The organism is Aquabacter sp. L1I39 (genome assembly GCF_017742835.1).
GTDB lineage: Bacteria > Pseudomonadota > Alphaproteobacteria > Rhizobiales > Xanthobacteraceae > L1I39.
This window is the reverse complement of sequence record NZ_CP072392.1, coordinates 4,606,797-4,632,487: the sequence shown is the minus strand read 5'-3', so window position 1 is coordinate 4,632,487 and position 25,691 is coordinate 4,606,797. Positions and strand designations below refer to the sequence as shown.

Below are 25,691 nucleotides of genomic sequence, written 5' to 3'. Positions count from 1 at the left end.
GGAGCGGCGCTTCCGCTGGGATCGCCGCGACCTGCTGGATGATTGAGACCCCTTCTTACGCCCGGCGCAGCCGGCGAGCAGGATGCACCAATGGTTGAGCTCGCACTTCCCAAGAATTCGCAGATCTCCGGCGGAAAGGTGTGGCCGAAGCCCAAGGGCGCGACCAAGGTCACGGAATTCCGCATCTATCGCTGGAACCCTGACGACGGCAAGAATCCCAGCATCGACACCTATTATGTGGACCGCGAGGATTGCGGCCCGATGGTGCTCGACGGCCTCATCTACATCAAGAACAAGATCGATCCGACCCTGACCTTCCGGCGCTCCTGCCGCGAGGGCGTGTGCGGGTCCTGCGCCATGAACATTGGCGGCACCAACACCTTGGCCTGCACCAAGGGCATGGACGAGGTGCTGGTGAAGGGCGTGGTCAACGTCTATCCCCTGCCCCACATGCCGGTGGTCAAAGACCTCGTCCCCGACCTCACCCGCTTCTACGCCCAGCACGCGTCCATCGAGCCCTGGCTGCAGACGGACACCGCCGCGCCCGAGAAGGAGTGGCGCCAGTCCAAGGAAGACCGCGAGCGGCTGGACGGCCTCTATGAGTGCATCCTGTGCGCCTGCTGCTCCACCTCCTGCCCGAGCTATTGGTGGAACGGCGACCGCTATCTCGGCCCCGCCGCCCTCCTCCAGGCCAATCGCTGGCTGAAGGACAGCCGCGACGAGCGCACCGGTGCCCGGCTCGACAATCTGGAAGATCCCTTCCGGCTCTATCGCTGCCACACCATCATGAACTGCGCCCAGGCCTGCCCGAAGGGCCTGAACCCGGCCAAAGCCATCGCCGAGATCAAGAAGATGATGGTGGAGCGCCAGATCTGAGCGGAACTGACGTTCCTCCGCCTCGGCCAAACCCAGTTCAATGCGCGCGTGACGCCCGTCACGCGCGTTTTTCGTTGCGCCACTCCCTCGGCCAATCCCGGCCATGGCGCTCCCCAGCGGCCCCCTCTAAGGTGCGGCAGCCCTCAAATCCGGTTTGCCTCCCGTGCATTACGCCGCCCGCCTCCAAGCCACCCTCGACCTCCTCACCGAAGTCCACGCCGTCGCCCGCCCCGCCGACGCCCTGGTCTCCTCCTGGTTCCGAGCCAACCGTCACCTCACCGAGGCGGACCGGGGATTCATCTCCGACCTGCTCTATGCCCTGCTGCGCCACCACGCACGCCTGGGCTGGTGGGTGACCCGGCATGGGCGGGAAGCAACGCCCCGCAACCGCCTGTTGGCGTGGCTTGCGCTGGGCGCGCGCCAGACCCCGGACCAGGTGAAAAACATTTTCAGCGGCAAGCACTTGGAGCCGGAGCGCCTGACTGACAACGAGCGCGCCCTGCTGGTGAAGCTGCAAGGCTCGGCCCTTACCTCCCCTGCAATGCCAACCGAGGTGCGTGTCGAATGCCCGGACTGGGCCGCCGCCGCCCTGCACCGCCGCTTCCCGGACACCTTCGAGCAGGACCTCGCCGCGCTCCTCGACCCCGCGCCGCTCGACCTTCGCGTTAACCCCTTGAAAGCGAAGCGCGATGGCGTCCTCCAGGCGCTCCGCGACCTCGGCCTGCCCGCCGAGCCCTCAGCCCTTGCGCCCCACGGCATCCGGGTCCGAGAGCGCCCCTCCCTCGCCCGCCTGCCCATGTTGAAGACGGGCGAGGTGGAGATCCAGGACGAAGGCTCGCAACTGGTCGCGCTGATGGTGGATGCCCGCCCCGGTGACCGGGTGGTGGACTTCTGCGCCGGCGCCGGCGGCAAGACCCTCGCCATCGCCGCCCAGATGGCCAATAAGGGCCACGTCATCGCCTGCGACGTGCTGGACATCCGCCTGAAGCGGGCCGCCGAGCGTTTCCGCCGGGCGGGCCTCCACAACATCGAAACCCGGCCACTGGCCAATGAACGGGACAAGTGGGTCAAGCGCCACAAGGGCGGGTTCGACCGTGTGCTGGTGGATGCGCCCTGCAGCGGCACCGGCACCTGGCGGCGCAACCCGGATGCCCGCTGGCGCGTTCTCGGGCCTGGACTCGAAAATCTCCTGCCGCTTCAGGCCTCTATCCTCGACAGCGCGGCGCGGCTGGTTAAGCCGGGTGGACGGCTGGTCTATGCCACCTGCTCGCTTCTGAAAGAGGAGAATGAGGAACAGGTGGCCGCCTTCCTGGCCACCCATCCCGATTTCCGTCTGGTGCCCTTGAGCGAGGCCGCGCCGCAATTGGCGGGGTCCACCCAACCCGACTTCCTGGCTCTAACACCCGCGCGCAATGATACGGACGGCTTCTTCGCCGCTGTCATGCAACGCGCCGCGACACCGGCCGCAGCGACCGCGCCCTGAGGCTAGAGCATGCGCCCGCCAGCCTGCGCCGCAGGCTGATCGGATCATGCATTCTCTATCAATAAGTGAGAGGGCGATTCACCGGTCAGATTGATTCAATCTGATCGGATCGCGCTCTAGCCGCAGGACGCGGGTGCCGCCGCCTCATTTGTGCGGCAGAGGAACGCCCTTTGTGGTGAAGCGCTTGGCGCCGATCGGAGGACGCACGGGACGCTTGGTCCCCGCCGCCTTGCCGGTGCCCGGCGGCTGGTGGGCCGGCACCAGTTGATCGGGCCGAGGCCCGATGAGGTCGGCCCGGCCCATCTCCTTTAGCGCCTCCCGCAGGATCGGCCAATTGTCCGGGTCGTGATAGCGCAGGAAGGCCTTGTGGAGGCGGCGCTGGCGCAGGCCCTTGATGGTCTCCACCTGGTCGCTCGCGCCCCGCCGCACGCCCCGCAGCGTATTGACGCCGGTGTGATACATGGCGGTGGCGGTCGCCATGGGCGAGGGCAGGAAGGTCTGCACTTGATCCGCGCGATAGCGGTTCTTCTTGAGCCAGAGCGCGAGGTTCATCATGTCCTCGTCGGTCGTGCCGGGATGGGCGGCGATGAAATAAGGGATCAGATAGTATTTCTTCCCCGCCTGCTTCACCGCGGCGTCAAACATCTCCTTGAACCGGTCATAAGTGCCGATGCCCGGCTTCATCATCTTGTCGAGGGGGCCACGCTCCGTGTGTTCCGGCGCGATTTTCAGATAACCGCCCACATGGTGGGTCACCAGTTCCTTCACATATTCGGGGCTCTTCACGGCGAGATCGTAGCGCACGCCGGAGGCGACCATCACCTTCTTGACCCCTTTCACCTCTCGCACCTTGCGGTAGAGGCGGATGAGGTCGTCGTGAGAGGTGTTGAGGTTCGGGCAGATGTCCGGAAAGACGCAAGACGGCAGGCGGCAGGCGGCCTCGATCTTGGGGTCCTTGCAGGCCATGCGGTACATATTGGCGGTTGGCCCGCCAATGTCGGAAATGACCCCCGTGAAGCCCGGCGTCTTGTCGCGGATACGCTCGATCTCCTTCAGGACCGAGCCTTCCGACCGGTTCTGGATCACACGCCCCTCATGCTCGGTGATGGAGCAGAAGGTGCAGCCGCCGAAGCAGCCGCGCATGATGGTGACCGAGAACTTGATCATGTCCCAGGCGGGGATCTTGGCATCTCCGTAGGAGGGGTGCGGCGCCCGCGCATAGGGCAGGTCATAGACCGCGTCCATCTCCTCGGTGGTGAGCGGGATGGGCGGCGGGTTCAGCCACAAATCGCGGTCGCCATGGCGCTGGACGAGCGGGCGCGCATTGCCGGGATTGGCCTCCCGGTGCAGCACGCGGGAGGCACGGGCATAGGCCTCGCGATCCTGCTCCACCACCTCGAAGGACGGCAGGCGAATGACGGTGTCGCCCGCCACGCGGCTCGCCGCCTCGTCCGCCGAATCGAGATCATCGGCGGGCAATTCGGTGTAATGGCCTGGCACCTTGCGGAACAGCGCCAGGCCGCGGATCGAATCCAACTCGCGCGGTGTCTCGCCGGCGGCCAGGCGGTTCGCCACCTCCACCACGGCGCGCTCCGCATTGCCATAGATCAGCAGGTCGGCCTTGGCGTCCGCCAGGATGGACCGGCGCACCTTGTCCGACCAATAGTCATAATGGGCGATGCGGCGCAGGGAGGCCTCGATGCCGCCGAGCACGATCGGCACATCCTTATAGGCCTCGCGGCAGCGCTGGGTATAGACGATGGTGCAGCGGTCCGGCCGCTTGCCGCCCTCGCCGCCCGGCGTATAGGCATCGTCATGGCGCAGGCGCCGATCGGAGGTGTAGCGGTTGACCATGGAATCCAGGTTGCCGCCGGTCACGCCGAAGAACACGCGCGGCTTGCCCAGCGCCTTGAACGGGTCCGCCGAATGCCAGTCGGGCTGGGCGATGATGCCCACGCGGAACCCTTGCGCTTCCAGGAGACGGCCGATGATTGCCATGCCGAAGCTGGGATGGTCCACATAGGCATCGCCCGTGACCAGGACGATGTCGCACGCATCCCAGCCGAGCGCATCCATTTCGGCCCGGCTCATGGGCAGGAAGGGGGCGGCCTTTCCTGTCGGCCGCCCATGGCGGAACAAGGAAAGCTGAGGCGTTTCGGGGGCAAGCTGGATGTCCATGGCGCCCACGCATAGGACGTCAATATGGCAAATTCAACTCGCCACGCCTGACGTCAGGGAAAAGAGACATCACATCCGCTCCAATGGCTGGGGCGGATCTCTCTTTTCCAATCAACAAGCGCCCCATTGGGCGCGGCTGGTACTCTATGCCGGCAGCACGACGACCTTCGTCTTCACGGGCGTGCGGGAGTAAAGATCCAGCATGTCCTGGGTCAGGAGGCCGACGCAGCCGCTGGTCACGCCGTGGCCGATGGATTCGGGATCGATCGTCGCATAGATCGTGTAGAGCGTGTAGTTGCCGTTCTGGTAGAGATAGAGCGTGCGCGCGCCGAGCGGATTTTCCAGGCCGCCCGGCATGCCGTTGGCATACTTCGCCACTTCAGGCTGGCGCTTGATCATTTCCTTAGGCGGGGTCCAGGTCGCCCATTCGCCCTTGCGGCCCACATAGGCATCGCCGCTCCAGCGGAAGCCGTCACGGCCCACATTGGCGCCATAGCGGGTGGCCATACCGTCTTCCTCGATGCGGTAGACGTAGTAATTGCCTGGATCGACAATGATAGTGCCGGGCGCTTCCTTGGTCTCGTAGCGCACCGTGCGGCGATAATATTTGGGATCGAGCTTGCTGACGTCCGCGGCCGGAACGGGGAACTTCTCCGCTGGCAAGGGGCCATAGAGCTTTTCCGCCTCGGCGAGGGTCATGCCGTCCGGGGTGGCGCAGCCACCGAGCCCGAGGGCACCAAGGCCGAGCGCCGAGCCCACCATGAAGGTGCGCCGACTGAGGCGTCCCCACAGCGCGCTTGTCAGCCCCATCTCATTTGCCCGACGGGCATTTCCAGCGTCCATGACCATGACTCGCATTTCCCCGATCCAAGCTTGCCGCTCCAGATGCCACAAGCGCCTCTCCCCGCCGGACGCCGGGGCCGTGCGACCGTGCGAAGAGGTTCTGCCCGGATCCGGCTCCAAGCTGAGCGGAGATTGCCGCCCTTGTGGGCGAGAGGCAAGCACGGGTTTTCACGAGGCCGACAGACGCCGACCACGGGTTGCACCGGCCGGCGCCACTAGGCTGCCAGGAGGCATGACCTGTGGGGATGAGAGGGCGCCTCGCAAAGCAGCGGGGCGCCCTCTGTGTTGCATGACGCGCGGATCAGGCTGCGCGCAGCTGCGTTACGAAACTCTCGACCTCGTGCCTCAGGTCCCCAGCCTGCTTGGACAGACCTTCGGACAGGCTCAACAACTGGCTTGAGGCCGTGCCGGTCATTTCCGCCGCGCGACCGACGCCGGTGATGTTGTCCGTAACCTGTTGCGTGCCCGTGGCGGCCTGCTGGCAGCTCTGGGCGATCTCTCCGGTGGCCGCGCCCTGCTCCTCCACCGCACCCGCAATGGCAGTGGAGATGGACTTGATATCCCCCACCACACGGATGATCTCCGCCATGGAGGCGACCGTGCCGTCCGTGGCCGATTGGATCTCGGAAACCTTGGAGGCGATGTCGTCGGTGGCCTTGGCGGTCTGGCTGGCCAGTTCCTTCACCTCGGCCGCGACCACAGCGAACCCCTTGCCCGCCTCGCCCGCGCGTGCCGATTCGATGGTGGCATTGAGCGCGAGGAGGTTCGTTTGATCGGCGATACCCTTGATCAAGGAGATGACGTCGCCGATGGCGCTTGCCGCCTTCGCCAGTTCGCTGATGCGGGTGTTGGACGCCTCAGCCTCGCGGAAGGCGACATTGGCCACTTCGGCCGAGTGGAACACACGACCGCTCATTTCGCGAACGGAAGCTGCCAGTTCCTCCGACGAGGCGGCGACCGTTTGAACATTGCCCGCGGCCTGTTCGGCGGCCGCTGCCACGGCCTGCGCCTGGCGGGAAGTCTCCTCGGCAGTGGCGGAAAGATTGCGGGCAGATCCGGCCACGTCATGGGAGGTTGTGGCGAACTGGCCGGCGAGGGACTGCATGTTCTTCACGAAGGACTGCGCCAAATGCTCGCGCCGCGCCAGCGTTTCGTGTTCGGCTGCCTTGCGGCTGTCCTCTTCCCGTCGTGCCGCTTCGGCGACCGCCAGAGTGTCGCGGAAGGTTCGCAAGGCCGTGCTCATGGCCCCGACCTCGTCCTGGCGCTCGGTGAAGCCCACCTCGGTCGCATAATCGCCAGAGCGGATGCGCTCCATGCTGGCCACCGTCGCGCGGATGGGCACGGCGATGAGCGTGTTCAGGGCAAAAGCCGCACTGCAGCCGATCAGCAGGATCGCACCCACAGATGCGATGGCGGAAACGAGGATGGTTTTCTCCGCTGAACGCATCGTTTCATTGCGCACGCCAAGGAGAGAGCTCTCCGCCTCCTTCAATTCGGCAACCAGAAGGCGGATCTTGTCGAAATAGACCTTGCCCTTGCCGCTGCGCTCCACATCAACGGCCGCATCCTCGGAACCCGGCGTCCTCATGAGGTCGATGGCATAATGGGAGACGTTACGCTGCCAGTCCTCCACCTGCTCGCGCACGGCGTCGAGCCGCTTCTGCTGGATCGGGTTGTCGCTGGTCAGCGACTTCGCCGCACTCCAATTGTCGGCGAAGGCTTTCTCGCCGGACACAAGCGGTGCGAGGCTGCCATCCTTCCGCGTCAAAAGAAAACCACGCAGGCCCGTCTCCTGGTCCACCATGGCCGCCATCATCCCGTCGACCCTGTCCAGCACATGGTAAGTGTGGATCGTCCAGTCGACATTCTTCTCCAAGGTCGTTTCCGCCTGAAGAATGATGCCCCCGGTGACAAGACTGGTCAGAAGTACAAGCCCGAACATCAAAACGATTTTTGTTCGGATCGCCAAATTCTTCAGGCTCATCGTGCACTCCGATTTCAGTTGTCTGGCCGCCGTGTCGGCGTGGCTCTTCGGGTATGGCTCTATGCAAGGGGAGGACGGCAAGTAACGCAGTCCCCGGAAAGACAAGTTCGAGGCGAGGGGTGACGTCGCGCATGAGCCCCTGGGGCGCCAACGCGCGGCATCGCCCTCTCTTGCGAAAGGACCCGCCCGACGGTGGCCGTTGATATGCCGCCGCCACGGTGCGCCTCACGCGCCCTTGCAGACCTCTCTCGGCCACAAGAGCGCGTGAGGTAACCGCCTGAAGCTTGCCCGAGCCTGTGGAGCTGCCTTGCAGCCGTGGGCCATGGGCAGGAGCGAGCGCCGCGAAAGGTGGAGCCATGGCAAGGGCGCCGCTGGGGGAGGGCGAGCGCCTCTGCGAGTCTGCTCACGCTGCCAGACGAGGCCGCGCGCGGTCACCTCTGCAGAACCTCACGCAGCGGAATTTGACCTGACCTCCCACATCCGGCAATATCACTGACGGCTCAGGGGGCGATTGTTGAGCATTAAATGCACAACCGTGGGCCTCCCTCAAATGCGGAGCCGCTGTATTGCCTGATAAGTATATTCCGTTCGTGCGCGGCCTTTCACGCGTTTCCCTATACGCTGCTATGACCTGCCTGATTTTTGGCCTGATGTATGTCGACGCGACTACAACTGGCACATTCGGCGAAACGTCTCTTGTCGAGATATCTCAATCAATACTTCTGTTCGCCATTTCGGCGATTTTCGTCCTCGCCGCCATAAAGGTGGCTGCCCTGCGCAAGTCCGCTTGGCTGCTCGCAACATTCTCCACCGCATCGCTCATTCGGGAGAACGACATCTGGCTGGACATGCTCCACTCCGACGGATGGCAGATACTCGTCACGCCGGTGATTCTGGTGGGCCTCGCATATACCTGGATCAATCGCGACGCCTTCCTCGAAGAGCAAAAGGTCTACACAGAGAGCGTCTCATTTGGGCTGCTCATCTCGGCCCTGATGACCACCTACATCTTCGCCCGACTGTACGGCATGGGAGCTTTCTGGCAGATCGTTCTGCAGGAGGCCTATGCTCGCCCAGTGAAGGACATGAGCGAAGAGTGCGTGGAACTCTTTGGGTACGGCCTTCTCCTCTTCGCGGCGCTCGAATTTGTGGCGCTGGCGAAAAGCAGGGCCCGCGAACTCTCCCCCAGCCTCGCCCCGGTATAAGCACACAGCAGGCGCACTCGCCTCTTAGCGAGGGTGAGGTTGGCGCCTGCCTCTCGGCCTGCCCTGATAGTTCAACGCATGCCTGCACACCGCTGCGGCCTCGGCATCGGTAAGTCTCTTCTGCGTCAACTTGGGCTTCTTGACCATCTTGCCCACCGGCTTCGCAGCAGGCGCACCCCTCGCGGCATTGGACAGCCCCAGGGGCGGAAACGGGCTTCAACAGGCTCTTGGCCGATAGGCACCCTCGGCTTGCCGCTGTTGGGCCTCCGCTGCCTGCGCATGGGCCTTTGCCACCTCGGCCAGCTGGCGGGCGCGGCTGACCTCGTCAATCGTCAGATAATGGTCCGATAAATTGCCGGCTCGCCCTTCAGTCGCTCCAGCTCCGCCCACTCGGCTTCCACCTGTGCTGACACCTCGGCATGCGGCCTCTTGTGGGTCTTGGGTGCCGAGCGAGCGCTTCACCTCGGTCTTGCCAAGGAGGGGCCTCAGGCGATCAGGGACGGCCCTGCGGAACTGATAAACGCCGCTCTTGGGGTGCTTCGTCGGACGGGACATGGCGAGGACCATTGGACCACCTGTCTGTACCACCAGACGGTTTCCAAGGCCATGAAAGACAAAGAGTTTTGGCAGATCAACGCCTTAAGAAGGCATTGGTGCCCAGGAGAGGACTCGAACCTCCACGGTGTTACCCACTGGTACCTGAAACCAGCGCGTCTACCAATTCCGCCACCTGGGCTCCGCGGCTCTTGCGAGCGGCGGGAGGCCGTTCTCTTACGGGGGAGCGGGGAGGCTTGTCAACGGCCGTGCGGGACGGAATGTGGGAAATCACGTCCACACCTACGGCCAAGCCTTGATAAATCAGGGATGACGGACTTTTCCACAGGGGCCATTCTCGCCCCTCTCGATCGACGGCAGAACCAGAATCACCCGCTTTGGAAACCCGACATTGAAAAGCGGGCGCATCATCGGCGAGATGGTCTGTGGCGCCCCTTTGCCCCTTTGCCCCTTTGCCCCATCGGGGGAGAGCGACGCGATCCGATGGCGCAAGACGCACGGCAGCGGGCGATTTGACCGGAGACGAGAAAAGCGAACGCGTTTGAAAGCCGATTGCCGCAAAGCTCGCCCGTCAAAGCCGCGCGAGGCGGTGCCGACACGGCGGTGGTCTGGGGCTCCGGGACAGAGGGCATAGGGCCATGCGCATAAAAAAATGACCGCGGCGCCCAGGCGCCGCGGTCGGATGCCTAACGACAAGGCTCAGCGATGAACGAAGCCGGGGCTGCGCTTTTCCACGAAGGCGCCCATACCCTCGGTCTGATCCGCCAATGCGAATTGGGACTGGAACACCCGGCGCTCGAAGCGGATGCCCTCGGCGAGCGAGGTCTCGTAGGAGCGGTTCACCGCCTCCTTGGTCATCATCGCCACCGGCAGCGACATGTCGGCGATCTGCGCCGCCACCTTCAGGGCCTCGGGAAGGAGATCGGCCACCGGCAGGACACGGGACACGAGGCCGGAGCGCTCCGCCTCGGCGGCATCCATCATCCGGCCCGTGAGGCACATTTCCATGGCCTTGGACTTGCCCACGAAGCGCGTCAGGCGCTGGGTGCCGCCGGATCCGGGCATCACGCCGATCTTGATTTCGGGCTGGCCGAACTTGGCATTGTCGCCCGCCAGGATGAAGTCGCACATCATGGCAAGCTCGCAGCCCCCGCCGAGCGCGAAGCCGGCCACCGCGGCGATCACCGGCTTGCGGGTGCGGGAGATACGCTCCCAGGAGGTGATGAAGTCATCCAGATAGGTGTCGGGATAAGAGAAGTCCTTCATCTCCTTGATGTCCGCGCCGGCGGCAAAGGCGCGCTCGGAGCCGGTGAGCACCATGCAGCCGATCCCGCGATCCGCCTCGAAGACGTCGAGGGCCGCGTTCAGCTCCCGGATGATCTGCGCGTTCAAAGCATTCAGGGCCTGCGGACGGTGCAGGCGGATGAGCCCGACACGGCCATGGGTTTCGACCTGAATTGTCTCGTATGACATCTCTTGCCTCCCGATGGGGGCCTGAAGCCCGCCTGGGCAAGGTGTGTAGAGGGCGCGCGCGCGCGAGGGAAGCGGTTTGCGCAAGCCTCGCGCCGCATGTCACCTCTGGCAGGTGGGGCAGAAGAAGGTGGACCGCGCGCTTTGCACGATGCGCTGCACTTGCCCCTTGCAATGCAGGGTGCGGCAGGGCTGCCCCTCCCGGTCATAGACGCGGAAGGCATGCTGGAAATAGCCCAGTTCGCCATCCACACGGCGATGGTCCCGCAGGGAAGAACCGCCGGCCAGGATGGCGTCCCTCAAGACGTCCCGGATGGCCGTGACCAGCCGCTCGGCGCGGGCGGTCGGGGCGCCGGTGCGGGTGGCAAGGCTGGAAGCCTGGCGGCGCGGCGACAGCCCCGCGCGATGCAGCGCCTCACACACATAGATATTGCCGAGCCCCGCCACCACTTTCTGGTCCAGCAGCGCCGCCTTCAGGCTGGTGCGCTTGCCAGCGCAGGCGCGCGCCAGATGCTCGGCATGAAAAGTGTTGCCGAGCGGCTCGGGGCCGAGATCGCGCAGCAGCGGATGGCTGTCCAGGCGATCATAGGGCACCAACAAAATGGCGCCAAAACGCCGCGGATCGTTGAAGGTCACGGTGACGCCGCCGGCGAGGCGGAACACGACGTGATCGTGCGGCCCTGGCTCGGCGCGCGGATAATGGAAGGCGCCCGGCCGGCGGGGCTTGTGCGTGCCGTCGATGCGGATGGACCCGGACATGCCGAGATGGAGGATCAGCACCTCCCCTCCGTCCAGGTCCGCGAGGATGTACTTGGCGCGGCGGCCGATGGCTTCCACGCGGCGGCCGGCAAGGCGTTCGGCAAAGCTCTCCGGAAGGGGCCATCGCAGATCCGGGCGGCGGGCCTCCGCCTCTTCGATCACGGCGCCTTGCAGGACGGGGATGAGGCCGCGGCGGACTGTCTCCACCTCGGGCAATTCGGGCATCTTGTCTCTAACTCCGCCGGCACGCGTCTGTCGCGCGGATCGGCTCTGGTCACCATCTGGAAGGAGAAGGCTATCGAGGCTGTGCCGCAGCGCAAGCAGGAATGGCAGCGGACGAACAGCTATCCCCCTATTCCGCGGCATCCCGCTGGTCACGCGCGACCGTCTCGCCAGACATTGCGGAGGGCGTTTGCTGTGGCGTTTCAGGATGTTGCTCGAATTCGAGCTGCTCGAGCCGCGTCCCGCGTTTGGCGATCTTGTCGGCGGAGATCAGAAGACCGGAAATGTCCTCTCCCACCATGCCGAAATGCTTGGAAAGATCCCCCGCCCGGATACGTAGCCGACTTACATCCGCAACGAGGGCCGTCACTTCGGCGCGGATGCGATCCGCCTGCTCGCGCATGCGCGCGTCCTTGGAGATGGCCTGCACCACCTGGATGGCCAGCATCAGCAGGGACGGCGAGACAATCATCACCCGCGCGCGGAAGGCGCGCTGGATGACGGCGTCGAAATGCTCGTGCAGGTCGGCATAGACGGATTCGGATGGCACGAAGATGAGGGCAATGTCCTGGGTTTCGCCCGCCAGCAGGTAGCGCTCGGCCACGTCGCCCACATGCTTCATCATGTCGCCAGCAAGGCGCGTGCCGGCGGCTTTGCGGGCTTCCGGCGTCGCCGCCTCGCGGAAGGCGGTGACCGCTTCGAGTGGAAATTTCGCGTCGATCAGGAGCGGGCGCGCATCGCCTGGCAGGAACACGGCGCAGTCCGGCCGGCGGCCATTGGAGAGCGTGTATTGGAAGGCATAGCTCGCGCGCGGCAACCCGTCGGCGATAATGGCCTCCATGCGCGCCTGCCCGAAGGCGCCGCGCGCCTGCTTGTTGGACAGGGTCTGGCGCAGGGAAATGACCTGCGAGGAGAGGTCGGAAAGGCTGCGCTCCGCTTTTTCCACCAGGACGAGGCGCTCGGCGAGGCGGGTGAGGCTGTCATGGGTGGCGCGGGCGGCGGTGGAAAAGCTCTCGCCCAGCCGGTGGGAGGTGGAATCCAGGCGCTCCGAAACCGCGCGCGCCAACTCGCTCTGCCGCTGGGCCAGGACCTCCGCCATGGTCTGGACCCGCCCGGCGGTCTCAGCCTGGATGCGGGCGAGATCACGCAGCCGCGCCTCCAACTCCGACGCACGCGCGGCGGCGTCCGCGGCTTCCTGGGCGCGCAGGGTCGCGGTGCGCCGGGTTGCCACCAGGAGGGCCAGCAGAAGCAGCAGGGCCACCCCGCCCATGCCGGCCAGGATCTCGCCGCCACTGATACTGAGGAAACCCATGGGAAAGAGCTGCTCCATCATGTCCTCCCCAATACATGACTCTTCTTTGTGAACAAAGAGCGAACATGTTGACCGTAGCCCTTCCATCGCCTATCTGGCGAGAATGGCCATCCGACCCATCATCATCCTGCCCGATCCCAAGCTCCGCCTGACCTCCGCGCCGGTCGAGAAAGTCGACCATGCGGTCAAGAAGCTGGTGGAGGACATGTTCGAGACCATGTACGACGCGCCGGGCATCGGCCTTGCCGCCGTGCAGGTGGGCGAGATGCGCCGTGTGGTGACCATTGATGTGTCGCGCGAGGGCGAAGCCAAGCAGCCGATGGCCTTCATCAACCCTCAGATCGTCGCCAGTTCAGAGGACCTGTCGGTCTATAATGAGGGCTGCCTCTCCATTCCCGACTATTATGAGGAAGTGGAGCGCCCGGCGCGGGTCACCGTCCGCTACTTGGACCTTGACGGCGCGACCATCGAGCGGGAGGCGGACGGGCTGCTGGCCACCTGTCTCCAGCATGAGATCGACCATTTGAACGGCGTGCTCTTCATCGACCACATCTCGAAGCTGAAGCGCGATCGGGTGACCAAGAAGTTCGTGAAGGCCGCCAAGCGCGACGCCGGCTGAGGGATCGGACCTTTCATGCGCATCCTCTTCATGGGCACGCCGGACTTCGCCGTGCCCACCCTCACCGAGATCGTCTCCCGCGGCCATGAAGTGGTAGCCGTCTATACCCGCGCGCCGGCGCCTTCGGGCCGACGCGGGCTCGACCTGCTGCCCTCCCCTGTCCAGGCCACGGCGGAAAAGTTCGGTCTGCCGGTCTTCACCCCGAAGACGCTCCGCACCGAAGAGGCCGTCGAGGCCATTCACGCGCTGGAGGCGGACGTGGCCGTGGTGGTGGCCTATGGCATGATCCTGCCCCAGGCCATCCTGGATGCGCCGCGCCTCGGCTGCCTCAATCTCCACGGCTCGCTCCTGCCGCGATGGCGCGGGGCGGCGCCCATCCAGCGGGCCATCATGGCTGGCGACACGGAAACCGGCCTTGCGGTGATGCGCATGGAGGCCGGGCTCGATACGGGTCCCGTCGGCCTTCTGGAGCGCGTCGCCATCGGGCCGGACATGACGGCTGGCGAATTGCACGACCAAATGATGGTGCTTGGTGCCGATCTCATGGCCCGCGCCCTCGCGGCGCTGGAGCGGGGTGGCCTGCACTTCACCCCTCAGCCCGAGGCTGGCGTGGTCTATGCCCACAAGCTGGAGAAGGGCGAGACGCGCATCGACTGGTCCCAGCCGGCGCAGGAGGTGCACAACCATATCCGGGGCCTCTCCCCCTTCCCTGGCGCCTGGTTCCCGCTGGGGCCGGAAGAGACCCGCGTGAAGGTGCTGCGCTCGACCCTCGCCTCCGGCGAGGGAGCGCCGGGAACGGCCTCGGACGATCACCTCACCATCGCCTGCGGCACGGGGGCCGTGCGGCTGGTGCAGCTTCAGAAGGCCGGCAAGCAGGCGGGCTCGGCCGATGCCTTCCTGAATGGCAATCCGGTTCCCGCCGGGACCCGGCTCGCCTGAGCGGCTGGAACCCAGCTTATGCCCCGCTACAAGCTCACCATCGAATATGACGGCACATCCTTTGCCGGCTGGCAGATCCAGGCGGAGCTGCCGACGGTGCAGGGCGCGCTGGCGGAAGCGGTGACGCGGCTCACCGGTGAAGAGGTCCATGTGGCGGGCGCCGGGCGCACCGATGCGGGCGTGCATGCCACCGGTCAGGTGGCGCATATCGACCTTTCCCGTCCCTGGCGTACTGATACGTTGCGCGACGGACTGACCGCCCATTTGCGTCCGGTCCCGGTGGCGGTGCTGGCCGCTGAGGCTGTGGCCGATGATTTCGATGCCCGCTTCTCGGCCGTGAAGCGGCATTATCTCTATCGCATCATCAACCGCCGGCCAGACCTGGCGCTCGACCGCGACCGGGCCTGGCGCATTCCCCAGAAGCTGGACGCATCCGCCATGCACGAGGCGGCGCAACGGCTGCTGGGCCGCCATGACTTCACCGCCTTCCGGGCGGCCGAATGCCAGGCCGCCTCCCCCGTGAAGACGCTGGACCAATTGGACGTGACACGGACCGGGGATGAGATCCGCATCGTCACCTCCGCGCGCTCCTTTCTCCATCATCAGGTGCGCTCCATGACAGGGTCCCTCATGCGCGTGGGTGAGGGCCGGTGGAGTGGCGATGACCTTGCCCACGTCCTCGCATCCCGGGACCGATCCCGCTGCGGGCCCATGGCGCCAGCCTGCGGGCTGTATCTGGCTGCGGTCAGCTATTGACGTCCGCGCGGACCTGGTCTGCAGGAAATGCGGAATTGCTCTGGAACCCACCCCGTCCTGACGCGTTAAGACGCAAATTCCGTCCTCGTTGAGAGGTCACAGGTATCGCGTCATGACCTTTGGGCTTCCCTTTCGCAGTCGACGTCCCGCCGCTCCCATGGCGGGGCCGTCTTCCATTCCGGCTTGGTTCAGCTATGTAGTCGCGCGGGCTGTGGAGGCCGCACCGAGCCGCTTCATCTTCTTTGATGGCCGCGAGACCGCGGAAGCCGGCGCGGCGGGTGCGGTGATCGTGCCCGGCGGCGCTTTCTTTCTGGACGAGGCGCGCCTCTATGGTGATCGCGCCGCTGCAGAAGGGGCGGCGGCCCGCCTGAACGCTCGCCGGCCCGCAGGCGCGGAGCACTGGGTGGTGGTGTCCACCCGCCGTGTGCTGGCAGACCAGCGCCAGGCGGTCACTGCGATGACCGTTGCAGCAAGCCGAGCCAGCCTATCGCGGCGATGACGATTGCGGCGCCCGCCACCTGGATGGGGCCGATGACTTCCCCGAGCACCAGGACGGCCCCCGCCATTCCGAATACCGGAATCAATGCCAGATAGAGACCGGCCACAGCTGGGGTTAGGAAGCGAAGGCCAAGGAGGTAAAACCAGACCGCCAGCGCATATTGGATGACACCTGTGGCCCCCGCCGCCAGCAGAAGCGGCCAGGACGGCGCCACCGGGTGCTCGTACCCCAATGCCCAGGTGCAGGCAAAAAGACAGAGAACGCACCCCAGCCCTGCCGTCTGCTGAAGCGCTGCCAGGCTGAGGGGAGCCGTGGCGCTCAGAAGCCGACTGGACATTACCACATAAAGGGCCGCGACGGCCGTCCCCATCCCCACCAGCCCATCGCCCGACAGGCGCCCCTGCCCGAGCCCCTCCGCGTCCGATAAGGTCACCATGAGCACGCCGGAAATGGCAAGGCCCAGGACGACCGCGACGCCCCGGCCGGGACGCAGGCCCAAGAGCAGCCAAGCCAGGGCGCAGATGAAAGCAGGCTCGGCGGCGCCGATCACGGTGGCGTTGGCCGCGCTGGTCAAGGCTAGCCCCGGCACCGCCAGGCCATAGGCAAGGCCGGGTTCCAGCAGGCCGGAAGCCAGGATGGCCGGCATTTCTTCACGCCCCGCGCCTGCCGGGCGCAGCAAGCCCACACAAAGCCACAAGAACGCAACGCTCCCCCCCAATTGGAGGGCAAGAAGCTGGAAAGCGGGAATCGTCTCCAGCAGGCCCTTTGTCGCAACCGTGGCCAAGCCCCAACAGGCCGCCGACGCAATCACCGCCCCCGTCGCCAGCCATAGCCGGCCACGTGCGATTCGCAGGGCATGGGGTGCTTGCGTGGCCGGCAAGGATGAAGGTTCGCTCATGCCCGAGGCCCTTCCCTGCGGACGGCCTCGCATTCCACGGGGCAGCACGCCTGCGGGCAGGCATCCTCGTCGCACAAGCGGCAAATGTGGTCCGCAGATGCCCGGCTCTGGGTCAGTGCCGTGAGCAGGTGGGAGACGGCATCGCCCAGTGCCGGCCGCAGGTCTTGCGGGACACGCTGCAGCACAGCGCCCAACGTGGCCCGGCGCGCGTCGAGAATCGCCGCGGCTGTCTCCGATCCCAAGAGCGTGAGGCGCAGTTGCACCTGCCTCTTGTCCTTTGCCCCCGCGGACCGCTCCACCATTCCGCGACCCGCCAAGTCCTCCGTCAACCGCACAACAACGGAGTGGGTCAGGCCCAATATCTCCGCCAGTGTCCGGATGGGCGTGCCGGGATAGAAGTTCAGCACCACCAGCGCGGAGCATGCGCTGGTGCCCAGGCCGGAAGCCGCGCGGGCGGCGGCGTCCTGCGCGTCCGAGAGGGCGAGCGCCATAGCGCCGAGAAGGTTGGTGAGCTGGGTTTCATTCATAATTATATGTATTCAGCACGAATATAATTTCGTCAAGCTTTTCCCGCCGAAGCTCCCATGGCGGTTCCCTCCTCGCCGCTCCCTCCTCGCCGCTCCCTTGGAGCGCCACCGGGCGACGGCGCCCGGTGGCAAGGGGACAACACCTACGCCTTCAAGGCGGCGGCATGGTCCTTCAGGAAGACGCCAAGCGCGATGGGCTTCCGCCCCGTCAGCTGTTCCACGCTATCCGTCACGCCCGCGGTCCAGCCTTCGCGAACCGGATAGAAGAGCGAAGCCAGGAAACTCGCATATTCCCCGCCAATCCCAGCCCCGGTGAGCAGCGCCACAAAGGCAGCGTCGTCAATGGGATTGTAGGCCACGGGGCGGCCGACCACCTGGGAGATGAGGGTCGCGGCCTCGGCATAGCCAAGCGCCTCCGGCCCCGTGAGATTGAAGGCCCGGCCGTCGAAGCGGGAGGAGGTCAGCGCCGCCGCCGCGCTCCCCGCGATGTCGCGCGCATCGATGAAGCTGGACTTGCCCTCCCCAGCGGGGACGGCAATCACGCCATGGTCGATGCCGGGCTTCCAGAAGGTCAAGAAATTGTCGGAGAACCAGTTCGGCCGCAGAATCACATAAGGCGTGCCGGACCGTTCGAGGGCCAGTTCCACCTGCCGATAGGGGATGGCGTCGTCCGCATCGACGCCCAGCGCCGTCTGCAACACCACCTTCACCTTCCGGGCGGCGGCTGCCTCGATCACCGGAACCAGAAGGCCCACCGGGTCCATATAACCGGTGGGGAGCATCACATAGGCGCTCGCCACACCCTCGAAGGCGGGGCCGAAGGTCGCCGGATCGCGATAGTCGAACGCCGCGCCCTCCGCGCCCGCCACGGGCTGTCCAGACCGCGACGCCGCCTTCACCGCCTGGCCGAGGGCATGGAGGCGCTCCACGAGGGGGCGGCCCACATTGCCGGTGGCGCCGAGAACGAGAACCTTGCCGGACATATCCATCTCCTGGTATCCGTTAGAAACCATGTTTCGGAAGGATACATACGCTCCACCGGGAACGTGCAAAAGAGAGCACTTTCCGGTGACATGGTTTCGTCCGGGAAACCGCGCGCAAGGAAATGGCCCAGATGCAATGGCCCTATGATGTCTATGAGGAGCGCTGCCCCACGCGCATGCTGCTGGATCGCATCGCCGACAAATGGGCGGTCCTGATCCTGGCCCGTCTGCGCGGCGGACCGGTGCGCTTCAACCAATTGCGCCGCGACATTCGCGGCATCTCGCAAAAGGTATTGTCGCAAACCTTGAAGAAGCTGGAGCGCGACGGCCTCATCACCCGTACCGTCTTCGCCACTGTGCCGGTAACGGTGGAATATGCCCTCACCCCTCTGGGCGACACGCTGAACGAGACGGTGGCCGCCCTCGCCCGCTGGGCCGAGCACAACATGGATTCGGTGCTGGCCGCGCAGGCTGCCTATGACTCGCAGGCAACACCTTCCGCCGGCGCGCGGGCATGAAAAAGCCCCCGGCACCGCCGGGGGCTGGATGCATCGAACGGAACGGCGCAGCGGTCAGATGGAGGTGTTGATCCACTGCACGAGCTTGGCCTTGGGGGCCGCGCCCACCTGGCGGGAGGCGATCTTGCCGTCCTTGAACAGGAGCAGCGTGGGGATGGACATGATGCCGTACTTGGACGCGGTCTCGGGATTCTCGTCCACGTTCAGCTTGACGATCTTGAGCTTGTCACCCAGCTCCTCGGACACCTCGTCCAGGATGGGGGCGACCATGCGGCAGGGGCCGCACCACTCGGCCCAGAAATCCACCACCACGGGGCTGCCGGACTTCAGGACGTCCTGGTCGAAGCTCTGATCGGAAACCTTGTCGATCGCCATAACACACCTCTTGGGGGGCGAAGGGATTGGGAAGCGTGATCGCAACGTAGGTATCCCCTCCCCCCGCCGTCAAGGCGCGTCGCGCTGACGTGAAAGGAAGACCGCCTGCCCCCTATGCCTGAAGCCTCGTGAGCGCCTCACGCAGGCGGGCCGCATCGAGCGAAACGATCACCGGCCCCCGTGTATAGGCCAGAACGGCCTCCACCGGCCGGCCGGGAAAGGTTCGCTCCAGCACAGCGGCATAGAGCGCCAGCTGAGAGACCTGCCGCTCCGGCGGCGCCTGCCCTGTGGATGGCGGGCGCTGGTCGGTCTTGAAGTCGGCGATCAGCACCCGGCGTGGCGTCACCGCAAGCCGGTCGATTCGGCCTGTCACGGCCAGCACGCGGCCCTGCGGCGTGGTCCAGCGCCCCACGACGGGCACCTCGGCGCGGCTGCCGGGTCCAAACACCTCGGCAAGCTCGCCATGTTCGAGAACCGTAAGGACCTCGGACAGAAGATCCTGGTGCACCTGCCCCGACAGATGTGCGGCGGCATGGCCGAGCATGCGCAGGCCTGCGGCCGCACGCTCGGCAACGGCGATTTCGGCCAGGCCCGCCAGCAGCCGGTGGATGAGGTCCCCGCGCACAATGGCGTTGAGCCCATCAGCCCCGGTGCCGGCGCCCACCAATGTCCGGGCGACCACCCGGGAGGGCCGGAGCGGTGCGGGCTCGTCGGCCTCAAGGATGCGCGCGATCGGCGCGACGAAGCCAGGAACAGACGGCGACGCGCCGCCCGGCGCGGAGAGCACCTCGCCGCTCGGCGGCAGGCTTTCCGGCCGGCGCCAGCGCAGCACCTCCTCCGGCGCATAGGGCACCTCAACCGGATGGGCCTCGTCCTGGAGGGCACCGAGCACAAGGTCGTACCAGCAGCCTTCGGGCCGTGCGTGAGGCTTGTCCTTCGCGGCGGCGCGGGTCTCGGCGCCGCAGATCACCAGGGCGTCCTCGGCACGGGTGAGCGCCACATAAAGCAGACGGCGATATTCCTCGCTCTCCCGTGCCGCCGCCTCGGCGCGGGCGGAGGCGAGCACGCCCGGATCTTCCGCCTTGCGCGGCGCCAGAACCGGGAGGCCGGACGGGAGCGTGAGAAAGCCTTCGGAGGTGCGCGGGCGGGGCACGTCTACTGTATCCGCCAGGATGACGATGGGCGCCTCGAGGCCCTTTGCGCCGTGCACGGTCATGACGCGCACCTCGTCGCGGCCGGTCTCCATGTCGCGCTTGGTCTCCGCCCCGCCCCGGCGCAGGAAGGCGAGGAAGCCGGCCAATGTCGCCGCCTCCCCACTTTCATAGGTGCGGGCAAGGGCCATGAATTCGTCCAGCACGTCGGCCGCCTCCGGCCCGAGGCGCGCCAGCATGGCCCGGCGACCGCCATCGCGCCCGAGCACGCGGGCGTAGAAGTCGAACGGCCGCAGGCGCTGCGCCTCGCCCCGCCAGCGCTCCAGCCGAGTCAGCGCGTCGGCGAGCGGCCCCTCCCCCGGCGCGGCTTCGGCCAGCGCGTCCCAGAGCCGACCGAGACGGCCGGGGCACCAGCGCATGAGATCCTCGTCGGTGAAACCGAACAAGGGGGATTTGAGCACGCCGGCGAGCGCCAGGTCATCGTCAGGCGAAAGCAGCGCGTCGCCCAGGGCCATCAGGTCGAGAGCGGCGATATGGTCGGCCACCACCAGACGGTCGGCACCGGCCACTTCCACGCCGCCGCCGGCCCCCTTCAGGGCGCGGATGATGGCCTCGAACAGCTTGCCGCGCCGGCGCACCAGCACCAGCACGTCCCGCCCCTGCATGGGTCGCCCCTTGCGCGAGGGAATGGCGAGACGATCGGCAATGCCCCGGCGCACGAAATCGGCGATGCGCTGGGCCAGCATGTTCACCGGATCATCGCCCGGCACCTCGTCGAGGGGGCGACGCCAGTCATCCACCTTGGGCCGCTCCGGCGGCTTGATGGTTGGCCACACTTCCACCAGAGCCGGTGCATCGGTGCGGATGGCCTCATGCACGGTCTTGGCGTCGTCATCGGAGAGGCCAACGCGCGCCGCCTCGCTAGAGAAGACCGCATCCACCGCCGCCAGCACGCCCGGCGCGGAGCGGAAGGAATGGGGGAGCCGCACATTGCGGAAGCCCGTATTGCCCGCCTCACGCGCCACGCGGTGCCGCATCTCGCCGAAGGTGCGCGGGTCCGCGCCCTGGAAGGAGAAGATGGATTGCTTCTCATCGCCCACCACGAACAAGGTCCGCCGCAGCGGCCCGCGCGCACCGGCCCCGGCGAAAAAGTCGTCGATCAGGCCATGTACGACGGCCCATTGGGCCGGGCTCGTGTCCTGCGCCTCGTCCACCAGCACATGGTCGATGCCGCGATCGAGCTTGAAATGCACCCAGGAGGCCGGCACCCGGTTGAGCAGAGCGGCGGTGCGGGCGATGAGATCGTCGAAGTCCAGCAATCCCCGGTCGGCCTTTGCGGCCTCATAGCGGGCGCAGGCAGCCGCGCCGAGGGTGAGGGCGGCGTCTGTGCGCTCCAGCACCTCGATCGCCCGGCGCTGATCCTCAAGGAAAGCGATACGGTCGCGCTCCGCCTCCATGCGCGCGGCAATGGTGGGCAATGCCTCGCGCGCGCCTTTAGTGAGGAGGTCCTTGTCCGTGCGGGGGGCCCCGTCGGCCTTCAGGAACACGCCCAGATAGGCGGCCAGCGCTTCCTCCAGCGATCCGGCTCCAGCGGCGGCAAGGAGCGAGGCGGCGCGCTTCTGGTCCGTGGCCTTGCCACAGGCCGAAAGCTCTTTCGCAACAGCGGGCCATTCGCTGCGGGGCAGATGCGGACCGTCGAGCACCTGCTGCAACAGGGCATCCCGCGTCAGGGACGGATCAAGCCCAAGGTCGGCGGCGATCTGTGCCCGCCGGGCATCGGCCTCTTGCGCCAGCTTCAGAATACGGGCGCGGGCGTCCACCGAGGCGGCGATGAGGTCGTCGATGCCCTTGTCGCCCGTCTCCCCCATGAGATGGGCCAGCGCCCGGCCGAGCGGCGTGTGAGGCTGGGAGGTGGCCTCCACGATGAGATCGGTGCGGATGCGGGCGAGAAGGTCCATCCGGCCGGCATCGTCCAATTCGCGGAAGCCGGCGGCGACGCCCGCCTCGAAAGGAAACTGGTGTAGCAGGCCGCCGCAGAAGGCGTGGATGGTCTGGATCTTCAGCCCGCCGGGCGTTTCGAGCGCCGCCGCGAACAGCCGCCGGGCGATGGCACGCAATTCGGGGGTGGGCTGGCGATGGTCGGTGCGGGCGATCTCCTCGTCCAGCGCCGCGTCGGGCAGCGCCACCCAGCGCCCGAGCGTGGTGAGCACCCGGTTCGCCATATTGGCGGCCGCCGCCTTGGTATAGGTCAGGCACAGGATGCGCCCCGGCGGCGTGCCCGCCAGCAACAGGCGGATGACGCGCTGGGAGAGAACGTGGGTCTTGCCGGAACCCGCATTGGCGGACACCCAGGCTGACACCTCCGGATCGGACGCCTCGCTCTGGTGGCGGGTGGCAGCCAGAAGCGCTGCCGTCTGGGCGGGTGGGGACTTGGCGCCGTCGGATGCGCTGCTCATCAGGCCTCATCCTCCGCGCCCAGCGCCCATTCGCGCACCCGCGCCAGATGGTCATAGGGGCCGAACCGCCCCCGCCATTGGGGCGCGCTCAGCGAACGGTAGCCCTGCGCCTCGTCCTCGAAGGCCAGCAGCAGGTCCGTGAGGCGCCCGAGCGCTTCCTCGGCCATGGAGGTGGCATCTTGATCCTTGGCGACCCCCGGCTTCACCCGTCCGGGCTCCGCGCCGCCCTTGAGTTCCACATAGAAGAAATCACGCACGGGGGCCGCCGGCACCGCCTTGAAGCCGCCCCGCGCCGCCATGGCCGCCTCCAGCGGCAATTGGGGTGAGAAGGTGCGGCCCTGGCGGGTGGAAGGCGCGGTGCCGGTCTTGTAGTCGACGATGGCGAGGCCGCCGTCGTCCAGGATGTCGATGCGGTCCGCCCGCCCGGTCAGTCGGAAGCCGCCTTTGGCGAGCGGAATGTCGAGCGCGCCGCCCGTCTCCGCCACCACCTTGCGCACCGCTTCGCGCCGCTCGCGCTCGAACGCCACCACCCAGCCGGCCACCCGCTCGAACCGTGCCCACCACAGGGCGTGCTCGGCGGGAAACACCTCCAGCGGCGCGAAGGCGGAACGGCCATAGGCGATGAGGTGATCCAGCGCATCGGGCGGCAGCTCGTCCGGGAAGGCGATGCCGAACTGGCCGAGCGCGTCATGGAGCGCGGTGCCCCGCTCGGCCCCGCCGGGCTCCGCATCGAGCGGCTCCAGCGGCTGGAGGGCCAGGACATGGCGGGCGAAAATGGAATAGGGATCGCGCAGGAAGGTCTCGATCTCCGTCACCGAAAGCTGGCGAGGACGCAGTTCCAATGGCGGGGCAGGCGCCGGCTGGACCGCGCGCGGCACGGAAGGCGCCCGATCAAGCGCGGCGGCGGCCGCCCGCCAGGCTTCGCCCCGGGCGCGAACCGCCTTCCAGCGCTCCGCGCCACAAACGGTGGCGAGGCGCTGGACGAAGCGGGAGGGCACGCTCTGGGTGCCTTCCACCTTGGCGGGCAAAGCGAGCACCACCTGCGGGGCGCCGAAGCTCTGCACGAAATCGTGGGCGGAGAGGCCAATGCGCCGTTCCGGCAGTTCCAGGCCCAGTTCGCCGCGCATGGGCCGACTGAGCCAGGGATCCGTGCGCGTCTGGGGCGGCCATACGCCTTCAACGAGTCCGCCCAGGACCACCAGGTCCACATCCAGAAGGCGCGCCTCCAGCGGCCCGAGAATGCGCAGCCGCGCCCCTGGACGGGCATGGGGCCGCACCATCTGGTCCGACAGCAGAGCGCCGACGGTCTCGGCATAGTCGCGCACGGACAGGGCCGGGCCATGGGGCGCGGCATCGAAAATGGTCTCGAACGCAATGGCGAGGTGCGCCCGCCCCGGCTCCTCAGCGTCGGGGTCCATAGGTGCGCCCAGGGCCTCCATGGCCGTGCGATGGGCGGCCACCAGGTGGGGCAGCGGCCGCAGGCCCAGGCCGGTGGGAAAGTCGGAAAAGGCCTGCGCCAGCCGCTCCACCAGATCACGGGCGGCCTCAAGCTGTTCCGGGCCGACGCGGCGGCGCGGGTCGGTGCGGTGCAGGCGGTCCCGATCGAACGCGGCCACCGTCTGCCGCAGGCCGCCAAGGCCGGTCCGCGGGCGCGGGCCACGCAGGGCCACCAGTTCCAGCGCCGCGACCGCCTCCGCCTGTTGTTCCGGCGCCCGGCCAAAGGACGCCATGGGGTGGCTCAAAAGGGCAAAGAGGGGAACCGGCGCGAAATCCTGCGCCACAACCTGCGCCACCAGTCGGGCGAAGCGCCCCGCCTCGGTCTCGGCGAGCGGTTCGCCGGCGGAATCGTCGATCTCGATACCGAAGCGATTGAGTTCCGCCGTGACGCGACGGGCGAGATCCCGGTCGGGTGTCACCAGCGCACCCCGCGCCCCCGCCCGTTCCAGCACCCCGCGCAGCACGAGGGCAATGGCAAGCGCCTCCTCGCGCGCATCGGTGGCCTCGATCAAGGTCACGTCGGCCATGGCTGCATCAAGGGCGGCATCGGACACGCGGGCCGAAAGGTCCACCCAGCGATCCGTGGTGCTGGAATGGCGCATGGCCTCGCTCAGCAGGGCTTCTCGCGGCGGGGCGATGCGCTCGCCGAGCTCCTCCACATCCTCGCGGGTAATGCCCAGCGTTTCCAGCAAATGGGCGAGGCCGAACTGGGGATGGTCGGGCGCGGACCCCGGCCCATCCTGCGCCAGAACCGCGAAGGCATCGTCCTCGGCGTGGAGATCGAGCCCCGGCAGCACCACGGCGCCCAGCGGCAGGCCAGCAATGGCGGACAAAAGGCGGGCCGTGGCCGGCAAGGAGCCGGTGGAACCGGCGGCGATGACGGGTCCGGCGGCCGCGCCGACTTCCGTCAGGCGCCGCGCTTCCGCCGCCACCAACACGTCGCGGCGCACGGCGGGCTCGACCATGCCCTGCTCCGCCAGATGCCCCTCCCAGGCCTTGCGGGCGATGCGCAGGAACTGACGGCTCAGCTCGAAATAGGTGTCGTGCTCGTCAAGCGCGAGGGTCTCCAGCCGATCCCAACTCGCACCCGCGATGGTCATCTGGTCGAACAGGCCCGCGAGGGCGTCCGCCAGCGCAATGGTGGCCGCCGGCCCCGCGGCAACCGCCGCCTGATCCGAGCCGGCCGCTAGGGCATCGCGCCAGCGCGCCACGAGGGCGGCCAAGGCGATGCGCCGATGCACGCCATCTACGGCGCGGGGAGGAGCCAGCAGCGGCGCCTCCTCGGAAAACGCCAAGGCATCCTCGTCCACATCGCCCAGCGGAACGATGCGCGGCAGAAGGAGGCCCTCCGCACCGGAGGCTTCCAGCAGCGCCGCCTCGAAGGCCCGCCCGGCGCGGCGGGTGGGCAGATAGATGGTGGCGGAAGCGAGCGCAAGGGGATCCCCGGCTGGCGCAAAGCCGGGAACGAGGCGGCCATCCAGGAGCGCATGGGCGAGCGTCGGAAGGAAAGGCGCGGTGGGCGGTATGGACAGGACCCGCTTCATGGGCGCTCACCTCCGAGGACGTGTTCGGACCAGGCCAGCCGG

The 25,691-nt window shown here is 67.0% G+C and carries 21 protein-coding genes and 1 tRNA gene; 8 read left to right on the top strand and 14 right to left on the bottom strand.

Features of this window, described 5'->3' with window-relative positions; all coding sequences use genetic code 11:
* The first annotated feature begins 90 nt into the window (after window positions 1–90).
* Window positions 91–876, top strand: a complete 786-nt coding sequence (locus J5J86_RS20990; RefSeq protein WP_209101760.1) for a succinate dehydrogenase iron-sulfur subunit — start codon at window positions 91–93, stop codon at window positions 874–876.
* Window positions 877–1,039: 163 nt separating this feature from the next.
* Window positions 1,040–2,359, top strand: a complete 1,320-nt coding sequence (locus J5J86_RS20985; RefSeq protein ID WP_247657746.1) for an RsmB/NOP family class I SAM-dependent RNA methyltransferase — start codon at window positions 1,040–1,042, stop codon at window positions 2,357–2,359.
* Window positions 2,360–2,503: 144 nt separating this feature from the next.
* Here J5J86_RS20985 and J5J86_RS20980 read toward each other — a convergent pair whose 3' ends face one another.
* The 3 genes from J5J86_RS20980 to J5J86_RS20970 form a co-directional block, all read right to left on the bottom strand.
* Window positions 2,504–4,537: a YgiQ family radical SAM protein gene (locus J5J86_RS20980; protein ID WP_209101755.1), complete on the bottom strand. Its 2,034-nt coding sequence runs from the start codon at window positions 4,535–4,537 to the stop codon at window positions 2,504–2,506.
* 144 nt (window positions 4,538–4,681) lie between these two features.
* Window positions 4,682–5,347, bottom strand: coding sequence for a L,D-transpeptidase (locus J5J86_RS20975; RefSeq protein WP_247657744.1), 666 nt, complete (start codon window positions 5,345–5,347; stop codon window positions 4,682–4,684).
* 334 nt (window positions 5,348–5,681) lie between these two features.
* Entirely contained in the window at window positions 5,682–7,364 is a 1,683-nt protein-coding gene (locus J5J86_RS20970; RefSeq protein WP_209101748.1) for a methyl-accepting chemotaxis protein, read from the bottom strand.
* A 566-nt stretch (window positions 7,365–7,930) separates the two neighbouring features.
* Between J5J86_RS20970 and J5J86_RS20965 the strand changes: the two genes are divergently transcribed.
* A complete protein-coding gene (locus tag J5J86_RS20965) occupies window positions 7,931–8,569 on the top strand; it encodes a hypothetical protein (RefSeq protein WP_209101745.1) in 639 nt (212 codons plus the stop codon).
* Between the two features lie 216 nt (window positions 8,570–8,785).
* Here the strand turns inward: J5J86_RS20965 and J5J86_RS24645 are convergent, their stop codons facing one another.
* From J5J86_RS24645 to J5J86_RS20945, 5 genes are all read right to left on the bottom strand, one after another.
* Window positions 8,786–9,124: a DUF6538 domain-containing protein gene (locus J5J86_RS24645; RefSeq protein WP_342449174.1), complete on the bottom strand. Its 339-nt coding sequence runs from the start codon at window positions 9,122–9,124 to the stop codon at window positions 8,786–8,788.
* 96 nt (window positions 9,125–9,220) lie between these two features.
* Window positions 9,221–9,305: transfer RNA gene (locus J5J86_RS20960), tRNA-Leu, on the bottom strand.
* A 518-nt stretch (window positions 9,306–9,823) separates the two neighbouring features.
* On the bottom strand, window positions 9,824–10,597 hold the full coding sequence (locus J5J86_RS20955; protein WP_209101742.1) for an enoyl-CoA hydratase: 774 nt from the start codon (window positions 10,595–10,597) through the stop codon (window positions 9,824–9,826).
* A gap of 99 nt (window positions 10,598–10,696) precedes the next feature.
* Complete coding sequence (gene mutM / locus J5J86_RS20950) at window positions 10,697–11,578, bottom strand: bifunctional DNA-formamidopyrimidine glycosylase/DNA-(apurinic or apyrimidinic site) lyase (protein ID WP_209101738.1); 882 nt, start codon at window positions 11,576–11,578, stop codon at window positions 10,697–10,699.
* A 127-nt stretch (window positions 11,579–11,705) separates the two neighbouring features.
* Window positions 11,706–12,908: a DNA recombination protein RmuC gene (locus tag J5J86_RS20945; protein ID WP_209101736.1), complete on the bottom strand. Its 1,203-nt coding sequence runs from the start codon at window positions 12,906–12,908 to the stop codon at window positions 11,706–11,708.
* An 82-nt stretch (window positions 12,909–12,990) separates the two neighbouring features.
* On the opposite strand from J5J86_RS20945, the gene def reads away from it, so the two are divergent.
* The 4 genes from def (at window position 12,991) to J5J86_RS20925 (ending at window position 15,700) form a co-directional block, all read left to right on the top strand.
* Window positions 12,991–13,506 carry a peptide deformylase gene (gene def / locus J5J86_RS20940; protein WP_209101733.1) on the top strand — a complete coding sequence of 172 codons (516 nt, stop codon included), beginning with the start codon at window positions 12,991–12,993 and terminating at the stop codon, window positions 13,504–13,506.
* Between the two features lie 15 nt (window positions 13,507–13,521).
* Window positions 13,522–14,445: a methionyl-tRNA formyltransferase gene (gene fmt, locus J5J86_RS20935; RefSeq protein WP_209101730.1), complete on the top strand. Its 924-nt coding sequence runs from the start codon at window positions 13,522–13,524 to the stop codon at window positions 14,443–14,445.
* A gap of 18 nt (window positions 14,446–14,463) precedes the next feature.
* A complete protein-coding gene (truA, locus tag J5J86_RS20930; protein ID WP_209101727.1) occupies window positions 14,464–15,201 on the top strand; it encodes a tRNA pseudouridine(38-40) synthase TruA in 738 nt (245 codons plus the stop codon).
* A 112-nt stretch (window positions 15,202–15,313) separates the two neighbouring features.
* A complete protein-coding gene (locus tag J5J86_RS20925; RefSeq protein WP_209101724.1) occupies window positions 15,314–15,700 on the top strand; it encodes a hypothetical protein in 387 nt (128 codons plus the stop codon).
* On the opposite strand, the gene J5J86_RS20920 is transcribed toward J5J86_RS20925, so the two are convergent.
* The 3 genes from J5J86_RS20920 to J5J86_RS20910 form a co-directional block, all read right to left on the bottom strand.
* A complete protein-coding gene (locus J5J86_RS20920) occupies window positions 15,651–16,598 on the bottom strand; it encodes a DMT family transporter (protein WP_209101708.1) in 948 nt (315 codons plus the stop codon). The genes J5J86_RS20925 and J5J86_RS20920 overlap by 50 nt on opposite strands.
* Window positions 16,595–17,125: a MarR family winged helix-turn-helix transcriptional regulator gene (locus tag J5J86_RS20915; protein WP_209101705.1), complete on the bottom strand. Its 531-nt coding sequence runs from the start codon at window positions 17,123–17,125 to the stop codon at window positions 16,595–16,597. The genes J5J86_RS20920 and J5J86_RS20915 overlap by 4 nt, the downstream gene beginning before the upstream one ends.
* A gap of 143 nt (window positions 17,126–17,268) precedes the next feature.
* Window positions 17,269–18,108, bottom strand: a complete 840-nt coding sequence (locus J5J86_RS20910) for an SDR family oxidoreductase (RefSeq protein ID WP_209101703.1) — start codon at window positions 18,106–18,108, stop codon at window positions 17,269–17,271.
* A gap of 131 nt (window positions 18,109–18,239) precedes the next feature.
* On the opposite strand from J5J86_RS20910, the gene J5J86_RS20905 reads away from it, so the two are divergent.
* Window positions 18,240–18,626 carry a winged helix-turn-helix transcriptional regulator gene (locus tag J5J86_RS20905; RefSeq protein ID WP_209101700.1) on the top strand — a complete coding sequence of 129 codons (387 nt, stop codon included), beginning with the start codon at window positions 18,240–18,242 and terminating at the stop codon, window positions 18,624–18,626.
* Between the two features lie 54 nt (window positions 18,627–18,680).
* Here the strand turns inward: J5J86_RS20905 and trxA are convergent, their stop codons facing one another.
* The 3 genes from trxA to addB form a co-directional block, all read right to left on the bottom strand.
* Window positions 18,681–19,001, bottom strand: coding sequence for a thioredoxin (gene trxA, locus J5J86_RS20900; RefSeq protein WP_209101684.1), 321 nt, complete (start codon window positions 18,999–19,001; stop codon window positions 18,681–18,683).
* Window positions 19,002–19,113: 112 nt separating this feature from the next.
* On the bottom strand, window positions 19,114–22,608 hold the full coding sequence (gene addA / locus J5J86_RS20895) for a double-strand break repair helicase AddA (RefSeq protein ID WP_209101682.1): 3,495 nt from the start codon (window positions 22,606–22,608) through the stop codon (window positions 19,114–19,116).
* Complete coding sequence (addB, locus tag J5J86_RS20890) at window positions 22,608–25,649, bottom strand: double-strand break repair protein AddB (RefSeq protein ID WP_209101679.1); 3,042 nt, start codon at window positions 25,647–25,649, stop codon at window positions 22,608–22,610. The genes addA and addB overlap by 1 nt, the downstream gene beginning before the upstream one ends.
* Between the last annotated feature and the right edge of the window lie 42 nt (window positions 25,650–25,691).

What these genes read in the sequence shown, in the direction of transcription:
- J5J86_RS20990 (WP_209101760.1), top strand. Translation starts at nt 91, where the DNA reads ATGGTTGAGCTCGCACTTCCCAAGAATTCGCAGATCTCCGGCGGAAAG.
- J5J86_RS20980 (WP_209101755.1), bottom strand. Translation starts at nt 4,537, where the DNA reads ATGGACATCCAGCTTGCCCCCGAAACGCCTCAGCTTTCCTTGTTCCGC.
- J5J86_RS20975 (WP_247657744.1), bottom strand. Translation starts at nt 5,347, where the DNA reads ATGGGGCTGACAAGCGCGCTGTGGGGACGCCTCAGTCGGCGCACCTTC.
- J5J86_RS20970 (WP_209101748.1), bottom strand. Translation starts at nt 7,364, where the DNA reads ATGAGCCTGAAGAATTTGGCGATCCGAACAAAAATCGTTTTGATGTTC.
- J5J86_RS24645 (WP_342449174.1), bottom strand. Translation starts at nt 9,124, where the DNA reads ATGTCCCGTCCGACGAAGCACCCCAAGAGCGGCGTTTATCAGTTCCGC.
- J5J86_RS20955 (WP_209101742.1), bottom strand. Translation starts at nt 10,597, where the DNA reads ATGTCATACGAGACAATTCAGGTCGAAACCCATGGCCGTGTCGGGCTC.
- mutM (WP_209101738.1), bottom strand. Translation starts at nt 11,578, where the DNA reads ATGCCCGAATTGCCCGAGGTGGAGACAGTCCGCCGCGGCCTCATCCCC.
- J5J86_RS20945 (WP_209101736.1), bottom strand. Translation starts at nt 12,908, where the DNA reads ATGATGGAGCAGCTCTTTCCCATGGGTTTCCTCAGTATCAGTGGCGGC.
- def (WP_209101733.1), top strand. Translation starts at nt 12,991, where the DNA reads ATGGCCATCCGACCCATCATCATCCTGCCCGATCCCAAGCTCCGCCTG.
- fmt (WP_209101730.1), top strand. Translation starts at nt 13,522, where the DNA reads ATGCGCATCCTCTTCATGGGCACGCCGGACTTCGCCGTGCCCACCCTC.
- truA (WP_209101727.1), top strand. Translation starts at nt 14,464, where the DNA reads ATGCCCCGCTACAAGCTCACCATCGAATATGACGGCACATCCTTTGCC.
- J5J86_RS20925 (WP_209101724.1), top strand. Translation starts at nt 15,314, where the DNA reads ATGACCTTTGGGCTTCCCTTTCGCAGTCGACGTCCCGCCGCTCCCATG.
- J5J86_RS20920 (WP_209101708.1), bottom strand. Translation starts at nt 16,598, where the DNA reads ATGAGCGAACCTTCATCCTTGCCGGCCACGCAAGCACCCCATGCCCTG.
- J5J86_RS20915 (WP_209101705.1), bottom strand. Translation starts at nt 17,125, where the DNA reads ATGAATGAAACCCAGCTCACCAACCTTCTCGGCGCTATGGCGCTCGCC.
- J5J86_RS20910 (WP_209101703.1), bottom strand. Translation starts at nt 18,108, where the DNA reads ATGTCCGGCAAGGTTCTCGTTCTCGGCGCCACCGGCAATGTGGGCCGC.
- J5J86_RS20905 (WP_209101700.1), top strand. Translation starts at nt 18,240, where the DNA reads ATGCAATGGCCCTATGATGTCTATGAGGAGCGCTGCCCCACGCGCATG.
- trxA (WP_209101684.1), bottom strand. Translation starts at nt 19,001, where the DNA reads ATGGCGATCGACAAGGTTTCCGATCAGAGCTTCGACCAGGACGTCCTG.
- addA (WP_209101682.1), bottom strand. Translation starts at nt 22,608, where the DNA reads ATGAGCAGCGCATCCGACGGCGCCAAGTCCCCACCCGCCCAGACGGCA.
- addB (WP_209101679.1), bottom strand. Translation starts at nt 25,649, where the DNA reads ATGAAGCGGGTCCTGTCCATACCGCCCACCGCGCCTTTCCTTCCGACG.